Source organism: Micromonospora sp. CA-244673 (genome assembly GCF_050948395.1).
Taxonomy (GTDB): domain Bacteria; phylum Actinomycetota; class Actinomycetes; order Mycobacteriales; family Micromonosporaceae; genus Micromonospora.
Window position 1 is genome coordinate 5,212,832 of the sequence record NZ_CP192019.1, and the last position, 17,144, is coordinate 5,229,975.

Here is a 17,144-nt window from a genome sequence, read left to right on the forward strand (position 1 = left end):
GCTGCGGCGGGTGGTGATCCCCTTCGCAGCCCGACGCCTCACCGGTCCTATCAGACCACGAGCATGTCGGGCGTGACGGCCGCTTCGGTATCCGGGATGCCCAGGTCGCGGGCCCGCTTGTCGGCGAGCGCGAGCAGCCGGCGGATCCGGCCGGCGATCGCGTCCTTGGTCAGCGGCGGCTCGGCCAGCGCGCCCAGTTCCTCCAGGGAGGCCTGCCGGTGCTCCAGCCGCAGCTGGCCAGCCGAGGTCAGGTGGTTGGGGGCGTCGTCGGCGAGGATCTCCAGCGCGCGGGTCACCCGGGCGGCGGCCGCCACCGCGGCGCGGGCCGAGCGGCGCAGGTTGGCGTCGTCGAAGTTGGCCAGCCGGTTGGCGGTCGCCCGCACCTCGCGGCGCACCCGCCGCTCCTCCCAGGCCAGCACGCTGGAGTGGGCGCCGATCCGGGTGAGCAGCGCGGCGATCGCGTCGCCGTCCTTGACCACCACCCGGTCCACCCCGCGCACCTCGCGGTTCTTGGCGCTGATGCCGATCCGGCGGGCCGCGCCGACCAGCGCCAGCGCGGACTCCGGACCGGGGCAGGTGATCTCCAGTGCGCTGGACCGGCCCGGCTCGGTGAGCGAGCCGTGCGCCATGAACGCGCCCCGCCAGGCCGAGACCGCGCAGCACACGTTGGCGGCCACCACGTGCGGGGGCAGGCCACGCACCGGCCGGCCCCGGACGTCCAGCAGGCCGGTCTGCCGGGCGAGGGCCTCGCCGTCCTTCACCACCCGCACGATGAAGTGGCTGCCCTTGCGCAGGCCGCCCGAGGCGAGCACGTGGATCTCGCTCGGGTAGCCGTAGACCTCGGCGATCTCCCGGCGGAGCCGCCGGGCCACCGCACCGGTGTCGAGCTCCGCCTCGACCACGACGCGACCCGACACGATGTGCAGCCCACCGGCGAACCGGAGCAGGGCAGCCATCTCCGCCCGCCGACAGCAGGGCTTGGGCACGTCGACCCGACTCAGCTCGTCCTTGACCGCAGCCGTCATCGCCATGTTGCGCGCCCCCTCACGGACCGGGTTCCGGCGTGTCGCCGGTGATTACGTACGTGTCTAACGATCGGCGCCCAGGACAGGCACCAACGCGGCGCCCAGGGCGGCCGGATCATGACGGGGTGTGCCGTCGGTGACGGCGACGGGAGCGAGGACCAGCCGGGCACCCAGCGATTCTGCCGCACGTTCGACCGCCACGGGATCACCCACCGCCTTCAAGTCGGCCAGCACCATGTCCACTTTCAACTCGGGCAGATAGCGTCGGAGGGTGTCCAGATGGTCGGGCAGGGACAACCCGAGCGTCTCCTTCTCCGCCACCAGGTTGAGAGTGACCAGCCGACGGGCCGGGCTGGAGACGATCGCGTCGGCCAGGCCGGGGACCAGCAGGTGCGGCAGCACACTGGTGTACCAGCTGCCCGGCCCGAAGATCAACCAGTCGGCGGCGCGGACCGCGGTCACCGCCTCGGCGCAGGCGGCCGGCGCCGCCGGCGTGAGCCGCAGCGACTCGACCGTGCCGGAGGTGACCGCCACCTGGTGCTGGCCGCGCACCGTGCGGACCTCGTCCGGGCGGTCCGGGTCGGCGCCGCGTACCCGGGCCTCGATGCCGACCGGCTGCCGCGACATCGGCAGCACCCGGCCCACCGCGCCGAGCATCGCGCCCGCGTGGTCGAGCGCGACCACCGGGTCCCCCAGCAGCTCGGTCAGCCCGTGCAGCAGCAGGTTGCCGACCGCGTGGCCGGCGAGCGAATCGGCACCGTCCCGCCCGCCCCCGGCGGCGGCGAAGCGGTGCTGGAACAGCGCCGCGCTGCGCCGGGTGGCCGGGTGGTCGCCGGCCAGCGCGACGAGCGCCTGCCGCAGGTCGCCCGGCGGCAGGCCGCCGCGCTCCGCGCGCAGCCGCCCGCTGGAGCCGCCGTCGTCGCCGACCGTGACCACCGCGGTGATGTCCAGATCCAGTCCGGGTACGCAGTGCCGCAGCGCCCGCAGCGACGCCGACAGCCCGTGCCCGCCGCCGAAGGCGACCACCCTGGTCGGGGTCATTCGCGCCCCAGATCCCGGTGCTGGGGGTTGGCGGCGATGCCGGAGCGGCGCAGCCGGGCGGCCAGTTCCTCGGCGATCGCCACGCTGCGATGCTTGCCACCGGTGCAGCCGACGGCCACGGTCAGGTAGCGCTTGCCCTCCCGCTCGAAACCGGCGGTGGTGGCGTTGACCAGGTCCGCGTACCCGGCCACGAAGGCGTCCGCGCCCTCCTGGCCCAGCACGTACGCGCTCACCGCCTCCTCGCGCCCGGTGTGCTCACGCAGCTCCGGTACCCAATAGGGGTTCGGCAGGAACCGCGCGTCCATCACGAAGTCGGCGTCCGGCGGCAGGCCGTACTTGAAGCCGAACGAGAGCACGGTGATCCGCAGCCGGCGGGAGTCCTCCCCGCCGAACAGCTCCTCGACCCGGCGGCGGAGCTGGTTCACGTTCAGGTGGCTGGTGTCGATGATCACGTCGGCCTGGTCCCGGGCCTCCTCCAGCAGCGCCCGCTCGACGGCGATCCCGTCGGCCAGCCGCCCGTCGCCCTGCAGCGGGTGCGAGCGGCGGACGCTCTCGAACCGGCGGATCAGCACCTCGTCGTCGGCATCCACGAAGACCACCCGGGGCTGGAAGCCGCGCTCGCGCAGCTCCCGGATCGCCCCGGCCAGGTCGGTGGAGAAGGCCCGCGAGCGGACGTCCAGCACCATCGCCGTACGCCGGGCCGCGCCGCCGGCCTTGAAGGCCAGCTCGGCCATGTCCAGCATCAGCGCCTGGGGCAGGTTGTCCACCACGTAGTAACCGACGTTCTCCAGGGCCCGGGCCACCGTGCTGCGGCCACCGCCGGACAGGCCGGTCACCACCACCAGGGTGGTGTCCGCCTCGGCCGGCGCCGGCCGCCCGAGAGCTGTCTCCGCGTTGGTCGGCACCAGGTCTCCCGCCGTCCGCGCCTCGCTCACCCGTACCCCCAGCCGTGGCGCCGCGGCCGGTCGGCCGCGCGTGGTCAGTCAGCGACTCTAACGGCTGCGACCCCGCCCGGGATTCCACGGGGTGACGACCGGAACAGGCGCTTGTCCGTTTTGTCGAGCTCCGGCTGCCGCCCTCGGCGGGTCGGCTTGCCGCTTCCCGGAGGCTCGGCTGCCGCTTCCCGGCGGCCCGGTTGCCGCTTCCCGAAGGCCGGCTGCCCCTTCCCGGAGCCCGGGCCGCCCCTTTCCGAAGGCCCGGCTGCCGCTTCCCGGAGGCCCGGCTGTCGCTTCCTGGAGGCCTGGTTGCCGCCACACGCCCGTTCGGGCGGAGTGGTGTCGGCGGGCGCTCGTAGACTGCGCGGATGGTCTCCCCCACCGATGAGCGGACCGAGGACGCGCTGCGGGTGCTGCGCCGGGTGTTCGGCTACGACGCCTTCCGCGGCTTCCAGCACGAGGTCGTCGAGCACGTGGTGGCCGGCGGCGACGCGCTGGTGCTGATGCCGACCGGGGGCGGCAAGTCGCTCTGCTACCAGATCCCGGCGCTGGTCCGCGACGGCGTGGCGGTGGTCGTGTCGCCGCTGATCGCGCTCATGCAGGACCAGGTCGACGCGCTCACCGCGGTCGGGGTCCGGGCCGGGTTCCTCAACTCGACCCAGGATCTCGCCGAGCGGCGCCGGGTCGAGGCGGCTTTCCTCGCCGGCGAGCTCGACCTGCTCTACCTCGCCCCGGAGGCGCTGGCGACGCGCGCCACCGTCGCCCTGCTGGAGCGCGGGCGGATCGGGCTCTTCGCGATCGACGAGGCGCACTGCGTCTCGCAGTGGGGGCACGATTTCCGCCCCGACTACCTCAACCTGTCGATGCTGCACGAGCGCTGGCCGGGGGTGCCGCGGATCGCGCTGACCGCGACCGCCACCCAGGCCACCCGCACGGAGATCGCCACCCGGCTCAACCTCACCGACGCCCGGCACTTCGTGGCCAGCTTCGACCGGCCCAACATCCAGTACCGGATCGTGCCCAAGCGGGAGCCGCGCAAGCAGCTGCTCGCACTGCTGCGCGACGAGCACCCGGGCGACGCCGGCATCGTCTACTGCCTGTCCCGCGCCTCCGTGGAGAAGACCGCCGACTTCCTCGTCGCCAACGGCATCGCGGCGCTGCCCTACCACGCCGGGCTCGACGCGGCGACCAGGGCGACCAACCAGCAGCGCTTCCTGCGCGAGGACGGCCTCGTCATGGTCGCCACCATCGCCTTCGGCATGGGCATCGACAAGCCCGACGTCCGCTTCGTCGCCCACCTCGACCTGCCCAAGTCGGTGGAGGGCTACTACCAGGAGACCGGCCGCGCCGGGCGGGACGGGCTGCCGTCGACGGCCTGGCTCGCGTACGGACTCCAGGACGTCGTGCAGCAGCGCAAGATGATCGAGACGTCGGAGGGCGACCTGGCCCACCGGCGCAACCTGGCCACCCATCTCGACGCCATGCTGGCGCTCTGCGAGACGGTCCGCTGCCGCCGCGCGCAGCTCCTCGAATACTTCGGCGAGGGCGGCACCGCCAACTGCGGCAACTGCGACACCTGCCTGGAGCCGCCGGAGTCCTGGGACGGCACGGTCGCCGCGCAGAAGCTGCTCTCCACCGTCTACCGGCTCGACCGCGAACGCAACCAGCGGTTCGGCGCCGGGCACTGCGTGGACATCCTGCTCGGCAAGCGCACCGACAAGATCGACCAGCACGGCCACGACGCGCTGAGCACCTTCGGCATCGGCACCGACCTGCGCGAGGCCGAGTGGCGGGGCGTCGTGCGGCAACTGCTCGCCGAGGGGCTGCTCGCCGTCGAGGGCGACTACGGCACCCTGGCCCTGACCGAGGCGAGCGCCGAGGTGCTGGGCCGCCGGCGCACGGTCACCATGCGGCGGGAGCCGGAACGACCCGCGTCCGGCCGGTCCGCCAAGCCCCGTGGCGCGGCCACCGTGGTGGCCGACCTCGCCCCGGCCGCCGTCCCCGTGTTCGAGCGGCTCCGCGCCTGGCGGGCGGCCACGGCCAAGGAACAGGGCGTCCCCGCGTACGTGATCTTCCACGACGCCACCCTGCGGCAGATCGCCACCGAGGCGCCGACCTCGCTGGCCGAGCTGTCCCGGATCAGCGGCGTCGGCGACAACAAGCTGGCCAAGTACGGCGAGGGGATCCTCGCCGTCCTCGCGGAGTCCTGAGACACCGCTCCTGAGACACGACGAAGGGCCGGCCCCTTGTGGGGGCCGGCCCTTCGTGCTCGCTCCTGTCAGCGGATGGCCGGTCAGGAGGCGCTGTAGCCGCGGGTGGCGATCCAGTCGGCGAGGTTGTCCACGCTCATGCGGTAGGAGGCCATGTTCGGGTCGGCCGAGTCCGCGATGGTCACGGTCTTCCCGCCGTCGCGGTAACCCACGACGCTGATGTAGTGGCCGCCTTCGAAGGAGTGGGTGTTGCCGTCGGTGTCGGTGGCGGTGCCGGCGATGTTGGCGACCACGGCGCGGCCGTCGTCGACGGTGCGCACGATGTCGGCGCGCAGGGTGTCGGTCTGCTTGTCGTCGGCCTTGCCGTCCTTGATCTCGACCGACCGGTAGCTCTTACCGGTCTCCTTGTTCAGCACGGGGGTGATGTCGTTGATGCTGTTGGTGCCGTTCTCGGTGGTGCCCATCTCCTTGGCCATGGCGTCGACGTCGATGTTCTTGCCGAGCACGCTGATGGCGTTACGGGTCGCGGCGGGGCCGCAGTAGTAGAAGTTCGGCTGCGCCTCGTAGCGGACGTCCAGCTCCCGCTCGCCGTGACCCTTACGGTCGGCGACGACCTGGGCGGTCTTCTCGGCGGGGGTGGCCTGCGCGGCGATGGCGGGCCCGGCGATACCGACGGTGGTGGCGGCGAAGCCGGCGGCGGTCAGAACGGTGTTTCGCAGCATGGTGTTGGTACGCATGATGAGTCACGCCTTTCTGTCGGGGGTTCACAGCACACGCCGATAGGGGGTGCGGTGCTGCGTGGTGAAAGTCTGTGAAGGGGTGCCCAGCGATCAGGGGGGTGATCTGCTCGGGCGGCCGGGGGGTGTAACCATCGGCGGCGGGGAAGCGATTCCCACACACCTGATCCGATGTCCCGGGGATGTAACCACCGGCGACCGGGGATCATTCCCTGGCTCTACCGTCTCGGACCTTCACGGTCCGGGGGATGTAACGACCGGGGACAGCGGATGATTCCCTGACTCGACCGGCGCGGGCCGGTGGTGCGTGGCCCGGGGATGTAACGACCGGGGCTGCGGGGTGATTCCCTGCGGCCGACCCGGTGTGGTGGACCGGTGGTGCGCGGCCCGCCATGTGTAACGACCGGCGGGGGCCGGTCATTCCGACCGGGGCTGCCTCGCTCGGGGGCGGGTGCTGCGCGGTCTGCCATGTACAACGACCCCGCCCCCGGCATGATTCCGCCCCGACGGTGGCGCCGACCACCCCCCACGACCTGCCGAAACCGGACAGTCCGGCTGAATCTGCCAGCGCAAACCGGACGGGCACCCCAGGGCGCGCATGGCGACGGCGCGGATCTTGGACAGTTGCCGTTCGCAGCGAACGACAACTGTCCAAGATCTGCAGGGCGGGGGCGAGAGGGGCGGGCCGCTGAGCCCCGTGAACCCCCGTGAGCCCCATGAGCCCGGTGAGCCCGGTGAACACAGCGAGGTCGGCGAGGTCGGGGAGCTCGGCGAGATCGGCAACCCCGGACACTGGCGCGTTGATCAAGAGGTTTGTGTCGCATCCCGGCCGAAGACCGACGCAAACTCCTTGATCAACGCGGTGCGGGGCGAGGCTTCCACGCAGCGGGTCGACGGGTCACCAGACGGCATGACGGACATCTCGGTGGATCGCGTCGTGACCTCGCGGAATGGGCGTCGGTGAGTGGATCGTCATGGGTGTCTCGGCAGACGCAAGACGTCCATACCGTTCCACCGACGGCTGGGCCGCAGCCGGAGGCGACAAGCGGTGGAGAGACGCGACCTGCCGAAGGCCGGGCGGGGGTCAGGCGCTGGGGGTGCGTTGGGCGCCTTCGTCGAGGGCGGCCAGGACCGCCTCCGCCGTCCGCTTCCCCACCCCCGGCACCTCGGTGATCTCCTCCACCGTCGCCGCAGACAGCCGCTTGAGCGAGCCGAAGTGCCGCAGCAGGGCCTTGCGGCGTACCTCGCCGAGGCCGGGGACGTTGTCCAGCGCGGACTCGGTCATCCGCTTGGAGCGCCGCTGGCGGTGGAACGTGATGGCGAAGCGGTGGGCCTCGTCGCGGACCCGCTGGAGCAGGTAGAGCGCCTCGGAGGTGCGCGGCAGGATGACCGGGAACTCGTCGTCGGGCAGCCAGACCTCCTCCAGCCGCTTGGCGAGCCCGCAGAGCGCCACGTCGTCGATGCCCAGTTCGGCGAGGGCCTGTGCGGCGGCCGCGACCTGCGGCGGGCCACCGTCGACGACGACCAGCTGCGGCGGGTACGCGAACCGACGCGGCCGCCCGGTGGTCGGGTCGATGCCGGGCCGGTCCGGGTCGGAGGCGGTCTCCTCGCCGATCTCGCCCGTCTCGGCTCGGGCATCGAGGTAGCGGGCGAAGCGCCGGCGCAGCACCTCGGACATGGCGGACAGGTCGTCGGTGGCGCCCCGCACGATGAACCGGCGGTACTCGCTCTTGCGGGGCAGGCCGTCCTCGAAGACGACCATGCTGGCCACCACATCGGTGCCCTGGATCTGGGAGACGTCGAAGCACTCGATGCGCAGCGGGGAGGTGCGCATGCCGAGCGATTCGGCGATCTCGTCGAGGGCCTGGCCGCGGGTGGTCAGGTCACCGGCCCGCTTGAGCTTGTGCCGGGCGAGCGCGTCCTTGGCGTTGCGCTCGACGGTTTCCAGCAGGGACCGCTTGTCGCCGCGCTGCGGCACCCGCAGCGACACCCGGCTGCCCCGCCGGCTGGAGAGCCATTCGGCGAGGGCGTCGACGTCGCCGGGCAGCTCGGGGACGAGCAGCTCGCGCGGGACGTCGGCCTCGCCCTGCTCGCCGCCGTAGACCTGGGTGCAGAAGTGGTGCACCAGGTCGCCCGTGGTGAGGTCCTCGGTCTTCTCCACCACCCAGCCGCGCTGGCCGCGGACCCGGCCGTCGCGGACGTGGAAGACCTGGACCGCGGCTTCGAGGGGGTCGTCGGCGAAGGCCACCACGTCGGCGTCGGTGCCGTCGCCGAGCACCACGGTCTGCTTCTCCATGGCCCGGCGCAGCGCCGCCACGTCGTCCCGGAGCCGGGCGGCCCGCTCGAACTCGAGCTGCTCGCTGGCCTCCAGCATCTCCTTCTCGATCCGGCGGACCATGGTGTCGGTGCGGCCCGCCATGAAGTCGCAGAAGCCGTTGACGATGTCCCGGTGGCCCTCGGCAGTGACGCTGCCGACGCAGGGCGCCGAGCACTTGCCGATGTAGCCGAGCAGGCAGGGCCGGCCGACCTGGCCGGCCCGCTTGAACACCCCGGAGGAGCAGGTCCGCGCCGGGAAGACGCGCAGCAGCAGGTCCAGCGTCTCGCGGATGGCCCAGGCGTGCGAGTACGGCCCGAAGTAGCGCACCCCCTTGCGCTTGGCGCCGCGCATCACCTGCAGGCGCGGGTATTCCTCGTCGAGGGTCACCGCCAGGTAGGGGTACGACTTGTCGTCGCGGTAGCGGACGTTGAACCTCGGGTCGTACTGCTTGATCCAGGTGTATTCCTGCTGGAGCGCCTCGACCTCGGTGGCGACGGTGATCCAGTCCACCGATTCGGCCGTGAAGACCATCTGCCGGGTGCGCTGGTGCAGGTTGACCGGGTCGGCGAAGTAGGAGTTGAGCCGGCTGCGCAGGTTGCGCGCCTTGCCGACATAGATCACCCGGCCGGTGCCGTCGCGGAAGCGGTAGACCCCTGGCGACTCCGGGATGGTGCCAGGTGCGGGACGGTAGGTCGAGGGGTCAGCCACGCGCCAAGCCTAGTCCGCACCCCCGACACCCGGCCGTCGCCGCGCGTCCCCCGCCGGCGGGCGGCGAGCGGGGGACGCGCGGGACGGTCAGGCCAGGGTGATCTGCTCGCCGGTGACCTTGATGGTCTTCGGCGCGAGCGGCTTGGTGGCCGGGCCCTGCTTCACCGAGCCGTCGGTGATCGAGAACCGGCTGTTGTGGCAGGTGCAGTTGATGGTGCCGCCGTCGACGTTCGACACCGGGCAGCCCTGGTGGGTGCAGATCGGGTCGAAGGCCTTGAACTGGCCGGCCTCGGGCTGGGTGATCACGACGCCCTTGCTGGCGAAGACCGCGCCGCCGCCGACCGGGATGTCGGTGGTCCGGGCGAGCGGGCCGGTGCTGTCCCGGTCGCCGCCCTCGGCGTCACCGGCGCCGGTGGCGCCCGGACCGCCGCTGGTCGGGGCGGGGGCGCCCGAGCCGGTTTCGTCGCCGTCGCCACAGCCCGCCAGCACCACGGCCGCGCCGACCGCGCCGGCGCCCGCGAGCAGGGCGCGGCGCGTCTGCGTGGCCGGCCCGGTCAGCACCTGATCATCACTCATGTCCGGTTTTCCTCTCTGCTGTCGCCACCGTCATGATCCGTGGCCGCACTTCGGAACACGGACCAGGGTGCCGCACGGTTCATACTCACGCGTCACCAAACGGATATCTGAGCAGAGATCGGGCGGGCCGGTGACCCGGCCCGCCCGTCGTACGCCTGATTCAGCGCGCCCCGGCCGGCACCTTGCGTGTGCGTGGCTTCGCCGCGCCGCCGTTGGCCTTGGCCGCCCGGGTGGTGGCCGCCTTGGCGCCCTTGGCCGCGCCGTCGAGCTTGAGGATCGGCCGCAGGAACTGGCCGGTGTGGCTCTCCGGCACCTCGGCGACCTCCTCGGGCGTGCCGGTGGCGAGCACCGTGCCGCCCCGGTGCCCGCCCTCCGGGCCCATGTCGATGATCCAGTCGGCGGACTTGATCACGTCGAGGTTGTGCTCGATCGTGATCACGGTGTTGCCCTTCTCGACCAGGCCCTCCAGCACCATGAGGAGCTTGCGGATGTCCTCGAAGTGCAGGCCCGTGGTGGGCTCGTCGAGCACGTAGACGGTCCGGCCGGTGGAGCGCTTCTGCAGCTCGGAGGCGAGCTTGACGCGCTGCGCCTCGCCGCCGGAGAGGGTCGGCGCGGGCTGGCCGAGGCGCACGTAGCCGAGGCCGACGTCGACCAGGGTCTTGAGGTGCCGGTGGATGGCCGGGATGGCGGAGAAGAACTCGGCCGCCTCCTCGATCGGCATGTCCAGGACCTCGGCGACCGTCCTGCCCTTGTAGTGCACCTCCAGGGTCTCCCGGTTGTAACGGGCGCCCTTGCAGACCTCGCAGGGGACGTAGACGTCCGGGAGGAAGTTCATCTCGATCTTGATCGTGCCGTCGCCGGAGCACGCCTCGCAGCGCCCACCCTTGACGTTGAACGAGAACCGGCCCGGCCCGTACCCCCGGACCTTGGCCTCGGTGGTCTCGGCGAAGAGCTTGCGGATGTGGTCCCAGACGCCGGTGTAGGTGGCCGGGTTGGAGCGCGGGGTGCGGCCGATCGGCGACTGGTCGACGCCGACGACCTTGTCGACGTGCTCCAGCCCGGTGATGCGGGTGTGCCGGCCGGGGACCAGCCGGGCGCCGTTGATCTGGTTGGCCAGCACCGCGTGCAGGATGTCGTTGACCAGCGTCGACTTGCCGGAGCCGCTGACCCCGGTGACCGCGATGAGCTGGCCGAGCGGGAAGCCCACGGTGAGGTTGCGCAGGTTGTGCTCGCGCGCCCCGTGCACGACCAGCTCGCGGCCCGGGGTCTGCGGCCGGCGGATGACCGGCGTCGGGATCGACTTCCGCCCCGACAGGTACGCCCCGGTGACCGACTCCTCGTTCTCCAGCAGGGCCGGCACGGACCCGCTGTGCACGATCTTGCCGCCGTGCTCGCCGGCGCCCGGGCCGATGTCGACGATCCAGTCGGCGACCCGGATGGTGTCCTCGTCGTGCTCGACCACGATCAGCGTGTTGCCGAGACCGCGCAGCCGCAGCAGGGTCTCGATGAGCCGGTGGTTGTCCCGCTGGTGCAGGCCGATGGAGGGCTCGTCCAGCACGTAGAGCACGCCGACCAGGCCGGAGCCGATCTGGGTGGCGAGCCGGATGCGCTGCGCCTCGCCGCCGGACAGGGTGCCGGCCGGGCGGTCCAGGGAGAGGTAGTCGAGCCCGACGTCGAGCAGGAACTTCAGCCGGGCGTTGATCTCCTTGAGCACCCGCTCGGCGATCATCTTCTGCCGGTCGGTGAGCTCGATGCCGGCGAGCAGGTCGGCTGCCTCGCCGACGGAGAGGTTGCAGACCTCGGCGATGCTCTTGCCGGCCAGGGTGACCGCGAGCACCTCGGGCTTGAGGCGGGTGCCACCGCAGGCCGCGCAGGGCACATCGCGCATGTAGCCCTCGTACTTGTCCCGCGACCACTCCGACTCGGTGTCGGTGTGCCGGCGCTCGATCCACTGCATCACACCCTCGAAGCCGGTGTAGTAGGAGCGCTCGCGGCCGTACTTGTTGCGGTAGCGGACGTGCACCTGGTCGTCGGAGCCGTGCAGGATGGTCTTCTGCGCCCGGGACGGCAGCGCCCGCCACGGGGTGTCGACGTCGAAGTGCTGGGCCTCGCCGAGCGCCTCCAGCAGGCGCAGGAAGTATTCGAGGTTGTGCCCGGTCGCCCAGGGCTGGATGGCGCCCTCGCGCAGGGTGCGCTCCGGGTCCGGGATCACCAGCTCCGGGTCGACCTCCTTCTTGGTGCCCAGGCCGGTGCACTCCGGGCAGGCGCCGTAGGGCGCGTTGAAGGAGAAGACCCGGGGCTCCAGGTCCTCGATCGCCAGGGGGTGGTCGTTGGGGCAGGCCAGGTGCTCGGAGTAGCGCCGCTCCCGGGCCGGGTCGTCCTCGGCCAGGTCGACGAAGTCGAGCAGCACCAGGCCGCCGGAGAGCCCGAGCGCCGCCTCGACCGAGTCGGTCAGCCGCTGCTTGGCGCTGGGCTTGACGCTGAGGCGGTCGATGACCACCTCGATGGTGTGCTTCTCCTGCTTCTTGAGCTTCGGCGGCTCGGTGAGCGGGTGCACCACGCCGTCGACCCGGGCCCGGGCGTAGCCCTTGGCCTGGAGCTCGGCGAAGAGGTCCACGTATTCGCCCTTGCGGCCGCGCACGACCGGGGCGAGCACCATGAACCGGGTGCCCTCGGCCATGGCCAGGACCCGGTCGACGATCTGCTGCGGGCTCTGCTTCGAGATGCGCTCGCCGCAGATCGGGCAGTGCGGCTCGCCGATGCGGGCGAAGAGCAGGCGGAGGTAGTCGTAGACCTCGGTGATGGTGCCGACGGTGGAGCGCGGGTTGCGCGAGGTGGACTTCTGGTCGATGGAGACCGCGGGGCTGAGACCCTCGATGAAGTCGACGTCGGGCTTGTCCATCTGGCCGAGGAACTGCCGGGCGTACGACGAGAGCGACTCGACGTAGCGGCGCTGGCCCTCGGCGAAGATGGTGTCGAACGCCAGGCTCGACTTGCCCGAACCGGAGAGCCCGGTGAAGACGATCAGGGCGTCCCGGGGCAGGTCGAGACTGACGTCACGCAGGTTGTGCTCGCGCGCGCCACGGATGATCAGTCGGTCGGCCACGGTGCGTGTGCTCCCGGAAGAAGAATGTGAGGCGGATCTGTCCGCCCGACGCGGGGTCTGAGCGGTTTTCGAGGGTTGTCGAGGCGCAGGGAAGACGCCTCGGCAACTCTAGCCCCGAGGTATGACAACTTCCGTCGCGCGGACATTCCCCCAGCTCAGCGCGGTCGGGCGGACACCGACGCGGCCCGCCCGACCGCCCCGGCACGGTCTAGAGTCCCCCGGGTCCGGGCGGGGTCGCCGGACGCGCGGTCCGCCGCCGGCCGTTGCGCCAACTGCCCCGCCGCTCGGCGGCGAGCCGGACCTCCCGGCGCCGGCTCTCGTACGCCACCTCGCGCTGCAGCCGGCGCCAGTTCTCCCAGCGCCGGACGGGCAGCTCGCCGGTCTCCAGGGCCGCCCGCACCGCGCAGGCCGGCTCGGCCTCGTGGGCGCAGTCGCCGTACCGGCAGCCGGCGGCGAGCTCGGCGATGTCGGCGAACGCCCGGTCCAGGCCGGCCGAGCCGTCCAGCAGGCCGACGGCCCGCACGCCCGGGGTGTCCAGCACCGCTCCCCCGCCGGGGATCGGCACCAGCGCCCGCCAGGTGGTGGTGTGCCGGCCCTTGCCGTCGGACCGCCGGATCGCCTGTGTCCGCATCACGTCGGCCCCGGCCAGTGCGTTGACCAGGCTCGACTTGCCCGCGCCGGAGGGCCCGAGCAGGCCGAGGGTGCGCCCCGGCGCGACGTACCGGCGCAGCGGGTCCAGCCCGGTGCCGCGCTCGGCGCTGACCGGCAGCACCAGCACCCCGGGCGCCAGTGCGGCGAGCTGCCGGGCCACGGCCGCCGGGTCGCGGGCCAGGTCGGCCTTGGTGAGCACGACGAGCGGCTCGGCGCCGGATTCGTGCGCCAGGGAGAGCAGCCGCTCGATGCGGGCGGCGTCCGGCGCGGGGTGCACCGGCTCGACCACCGCGGCGGCGTCGAGGTTGGCGGCCAGCACCTGGCCGCTGGCGTCCTTGCCGGCGGTACGCCGGATCAGCGCGGTGCGGCGGGGCAGCACCGTCTCCACGGTGACCGGCCCGTCCGGCCAGCTGGCCAGGAGCACCCAGTCGCCGGCGCAGGGCAGCGCGGTGAGGTCGCGGGCCGCGGCGGCCAGCACGCCGCCGCCCAGGGTGGCCCGGACGGGCCCCTCCGGACGGAGCACGGTGCAGACGCCGCGGTCGACGCGGGCCACCCGGCCCGGTCGGCGGTCAGTGCGTCGATTCAGGTACGCCACCCGGTCGGCGTCCCAGCCGAGGGCGGTCAGGTCGATGGTCATGTGTCCTCATCGGTGTCGAGGGGGTTCGTGGCGGATCACGTGTGTTGCGACCGGCATGCTCACCACCACCCCCGCTCCGACTCCCGGTGCCGCGCCGACGACCACGTCCGCCCGGCGCGATCTGACGCCGCGCCGCGACCTGACGTCGTCGGCACCGACGGTAGGGGTCGCGCCGACTCGCCGAAAGCGATTTCCCCGGCGACGCGACGGCGGCGTACCGCTAGGGTCCAAGGCGTGACGAGCGATCCCCTCCTGCTGACCGGCGAGCTGGACGAGGCGACCGCCCGGCTGCTGCGTACCGTGGCCGCCCTGGGCGCCGACGACATGGCCGCGCCGTCCCTGTTGCCGGGCTGGACGCGCGGGCACGTCCTGACCCACCTGGCCCGCAACGCCGACGGCTTCGTCAACCTGCTGACCTCCGCCCGCACCGGCGAGGCGATCCCGATGTACGCCAGCCCCGAGGCCCGGTCGGCCGACATCGAGGCCGGCGCGGGCCGCGGGCCGGCAGACCTCATGGACGATCTGCGCCGCAGCTCGCAGCGGTTCACCGCGGCGGTCGCCGAGATGCCGGTGGAGGCGTGGGGCGCCACCGTGCAGACCCGGCGCGGCCCGTGGCCGGCGGCGATGCTGGTCTGGGGCCGGCTGCGGGAGGTCGAGGTGCACCACGTCGACCTGGGGGCCGGCTACCGGGCGGCCGACTGGCCGGACGCGTTCGCCCAGCGGCTGCTGCACGAGGTGGTGACCGGCCTCGCCGGCAACCCGCAGGCGCCGGCCATGGTGCTGCGCTTCGACGGCGTGCGCCAGGAACTCGTCGTGGGTGACCCCGAGGGGGCGCCCACCGTCACCGGCCCCGCGCCGGAACTCGCCGCCTGGCTGACCGGCCGCAGCGCGGGCGAGGTGCTCACCGTCACTCCCGACGGTCCCCTGCCGACTCCACCGGAATGGATCTGAACGCCGTCATGACCTACAGCGGAGACGTCACGCCCGGCGGTGCGCCGGCCGTGCGCGAGCTCGACCGGCTCACCATCACGAAGGTGTCGGTGGGCCCGATGGACAACAACGCCTACCTGCTGCGCTGCCGGGAGACCGGCGAGCAGGTGCTGATCGACGCCGCGAACGAGGCGCCCCGCCTGCTCGACCTGGTCGGTTCCGGCGGGCTGGCCGCGGTGGTCACCACCCACCGGCACATGGACCACTGGGTCGCCCTGGAGGAGGTGGTCGCCAAGACCGGCGCCCGCCCGCTGGTGCACGCGGATGACGCCGAGGGGCTGCCGATCGACGCCGAGCCGCTGCGCGAGGGCGACACGGTCGGGGTGGGTGACTGCGCGCTGGAGGTGATCCACCTCAAGGGGCACACGCCGGGTTCGATCGCGCTGCTCTACCGCGACCCGTCCGGCGTGCCGCACCTGTTCACCGGGGACTCGCTCTTCCCCGGCGGGGTCGGCAACACCGAGCAGGATCCGGAGCGGTTCGGCCAGCTCATCGACGACGTGGAGCGGAAGCTCTTCGACCGGCTGCCGGACGAGACCTGGTTCTACCCGGGCCACGGCAAGGACAGCACTCTCGGCGCCGAGCGTCCGGCGCTGCCGCAGTGGCGGGCCCGCGGCTGGTGAGCGTGGCGGGCCGGCCCGGCCGGCCCGCTCAGCCGGCGTCCGCGGCGGTCACCGCGCGGAGCCGGTGCCGGGTGCCGAGCAGCACCGGACCGGCGAGCAGCAGGCCGAACGCCATGGTGAGCACGGTCGGGTTGGGGGCGCCGGGCAGCAGCCCGGTCAGCGCCCGCGCCGTGATGCCCAGCGTCACGTAGAGGCCCGCCCAGAGCGTCGCGCCGACCGTCGCGCAGACCACGAACCTCCGGTAGGACATCCGCAGGCCCCCGGCGGCGAGGGGCAGCAGCGCGTTGAACACCGGCAGGAACGGCGCCACCAGCACCATCCGCCCGCCGCCGCGGCACAGCAGCGCCTCCGCCGCCGCCCAGCGCGGCTCGCCGATCCAGTCGCCCAGCCGGCTGTGCCGCAGCCGCTCGCCCCAGCGCCGCCCGGCCAGGAAGCTCAACGACCAGCCGGCCAGGCACCCGGCCACCACCGCCACGACGGTCGCCAGGCCGGTCGCCGGCCGGCCCGCGCCGACCGCGGCGAGGACCGCGGCGTCGCCGGGGACCAGCACCCCGAGCAGGGGTACGGCGTCGGCGAGCATCACCACGCCCAGCATCCCCATGAGGAGGGTGGTGGGCAGCTCCCCGACCTGGGCCAGCAGATCTGTCATGCTCCGTACGCTATGGCCCCGGGGCGACCCGGCACATCGGGTTTGATCCCCACCGGTCCCCCGAGTCCGGATCCGGATGATCCCTGAGGGGTCAGCGGGGGCGGAGCACCTGGACCCGGCGGACCGGGGAGTCGACCGAGGGCTCGGTGACGGGCACCGGGTAGACCGCCACGAGCTCCAACCGGTCCGGCGGCAGGTGTCCCCGGTCCGGGTCGCCGACCAGCACCTGGACGCCCCGGTCGGCGGCCCGTTGCAGGTAGGGCAGCACCCGCGAGGCCAGCGCGGCGTCGTAGAGGACGTCGCCGGCCAGCACGAGGTCGGCGCTGGCGGTGCCGTCGAGCAGGTCGTCCCCGGTGGCGGCCACGGCCACCCGGTTGGCCCGGGCGTTCACCGTCACGGCCGCCACCGCCCAGGGGTCGACGTCGTTGGCGACCACCCGGTCGGCGCCGGCGAGCGCGGCGGCGATGGCGACCAGCCCGGATCCGGCGGCCAGGTCGAGCACCCGCCGCCCGGCGGCCAGGTCGGGGTGGTCGAGCAGGTGCCGGGCGAGCGCCTGCCCCCCGGCCCAGACGGAGGCCCAGTACGGCGGGGGCAGCGACCGGCCGGCGGCCGCCTCCATCCGGGCCCACCAGAGGATCGCGTCCTCGGCGAGGTGCAGGCGCACTTCCGGCACGAACGGCGCGTCGACCAGCCGGAGCCGGTCCAGGCCGTCGCCGGGCGCCGCGATCTCCCGTTCCAGGTCGGCCAGCGGCGTCGGTGTCCTCACCGGGGCAAGCATGCCCCCCGCCGCCCCGGGCCGGGGGGATTTTCTCGCTGGCGGCGTAATCGTGGGCCACGCCGACACTTCCGCCAGCGGATCGCGGTTCGGGCGGTTAAGGTCGGGAAGGTACAGGGCGATCACCGGCGGCGACCGGTGCTCACCCGCATTGAACAGGGAGA

At 73.0% G+C, this 17,144-nt stretch carries 13 protein-coding genes; 3 read left to right on the forward strand and 10 right to left on the reverse strand.

Translation table 11 applies throughout. The features are described 5' to 3' along the window. Window positions 1–50: 50 nt before the first annotated feature. Genes whiA through rapZ form a run of 3 tightly spaced genes read right to left on the reverse strand, consistent with a single transcriptional unit; the run spans window position 51 to window position 2,971 of the window. Window positions 51–1,031, reverse strand: a complete 981-nt coding sequence (gene whiA / locus ACQP12_RS23775; RefSeq protein ID WP_357950121.1) for a DNA-binding protein WhiA — start codon at window positions 1,029–1,031, stop codon at window positions 51–53. A gap of 57 nt (window positions 1,032–1,088) precedes the next feature. Beyond that, entirely contained in the window at window positions 1,089–2,066 is a 978-nt protein-coding gene (locus ACQP12_RS23780; protein WP_357950118.1) for a gluconeogenesis factor YvcK family protein, read from the reverse strand. Beyond that, entirely contained in the window at window positions 2,063–2,971 is a 909-nt protein-coding gene (rapZ, locus tag ACQP12_RS23785) for an RNase adapter RapZ (RefSeq protein ID WP_151461987.1), read from the reverse strand. The genes ACQP12_RS23780 and rapZ overlap by 4 nt, the downstream gene beginning before the upstream one ends. A 398-nt stretch (window positions 2,972–3,369) precedes the next feature. Here rapZ and recQ point away from each other — a divergent pair, with 398 nt between their 5' ends. Next, the gene (gene recQ / locus ACQP12_RS23790; protein ID WP_433282147.1) at window positions 3,370–5,211 is read left to right on the forward strand and encodes a DNA helicase RecQ; all 1,842 of its coding nucleotides are present in this window, start codon (window positions 3,370–3,372) and stop codon (window positions 5,209–5,211) included. Between the two features lie 83 nt (window positions 5,212–5,294). On the opposite strand, the gene ACQP12_RS23795 is transcribed toward recQ, so the two are convergent. The 5 genes from ACQP12_RS23795 to rsgA all read right to left on the reverse strand — a co-directional run bounded on the left by ACQP12_RS23795 (window position 5,295) and on the right by rsgA (window position 13,943). After that, window positions 5,295–5,948, reverse strand: coding sequence for a C39 family peptidase (locus tag ACQP12_RS23795; RefSeq protein ID WP_433282149.1), 654 nt, complete (start codon window positions 5,946–5,948; stop codon window positions 5,295–5,297). A gap of 1,084 nt (window positions 5,949–7,032) precedes the next feature. Then, window positions 7,033–8,973 carry an excinuclease ABC subunit UvrC gene (uvrC, locus tag ACQP12_RS23800; RefSeq protein WP_433282151.1) on the reverse strand — a complete coding sequence of 647 codons (1,941 nt, stop codon included), beginning with the start codon at window positions 8,971–8,973 and terminating at the stop codon, window positions 7,033–7,035. 87 nt (window positions 8,974–9,060) lie between these two features. Continuing rightward, window positions 9,061–9,549: a Rieske (2Fe-2S) protein gene (locus ACQP12_RS23805; RefSeq protein WP_433282153.1), complete on the reverse strand. Its 489-nt coding sequence runs from the start codon at window positions 9,547–9,549 to the stop codon at window positions 9,061–9,063. A gap of 160 nt (window positions 9,550–9,709) precedes the next feature. Beyond that, window positions 9,710–12,655, reverse strand: coding sequence for an excinuclease ABC subunit UvrA (uvrA, locus tag ACQP12_RS23810; RefSeq protein ID WP_357949933.1), 2,946 nt, complete (start codon window positions 12,653–12,655; stop codon window positions 9,710–9,712). Between the two features lie 208 nt (window positions 12,656–12,863). Continuing rightward, the gene (gene rsgA, locus ACQP12_RS23815; protein ID WP_433282155.1) at window positions 12,864–13,943 is read right to left on the reverse strand and encodes a ribosome small subunit-dependent GTPase A; all 1,080 of its coding nucleotides are present in this window, start codon (window positions 13,941–13,943) and stop codon (window positions 12,864–12,866) included. Window positions 13,944–14,177: 234 nt separating this feature from the next. Here rsgA and ACQP12_RS23820 point away from each other — a divergent pair, with 234 nt between their 5' ends. Then, window positions 14,178–14,894: a maleylpyruvate isomerase family mycothiol-dependent enzyme gene (locus ACQP12_RS23820; RefSeq protein WP_357949939.1), complete on the forward strand. Its 717-nt coding sequence runs from the start codon at window positions 14,178–14,180 to the stop codon at window positions 14,892–14,894. 8 nt (window positions 14,895–14,902) lie between these two features. After that, window positions 14,903–15,556, forward strand: coding sequence for an MBL fold metallo-hydrolase (locus ACQP12_RS23825; protein ID WP_433282158.1), 654 nt, complete (start codon window positions 14,903–14,905; stop codon window positions 15,554–15,556). A gap of 28 nt (window positions 15,557–15,584) precedes the next feature. Here the strand turns inward: ACQP12_RS23825 and ACQP12_RS23830 are convergent, their stop codons facing one another. Together ACQP12_RS23830 and ACQP12_RS23835 are read right to left on the reverse strand one after the other, a co-directional pair. Further along, window positions 15,585–16,205 carry a DedA family protein gene (locus ACQP12_RS23830; RefSeq protein ID WP_357949945.1) on the reverse strand — a complete coding sequence of 207 codons (621 nt, stop codon included), beginning with the start codon at window positions 16,203–16,205 and terminating at the stop codon, window positions 15,585–15,587. A gap of 91 nt (window positions 16,206–16,296) precedes the next feature. After that, on the reverse strand, window positions 16,297–16,983 hold the full coding sequence (locus tag ACQP12_RS23835; protein ID WP_433282161.1) for a class I SAM-dependent methyltransferase: 687 nt from the start codon (window positions 16,981–16,983) through the stop codon (window positions 16,297–16,299). Window positions 16,984–17,144 lie beyond the last annotated feature (161 nt).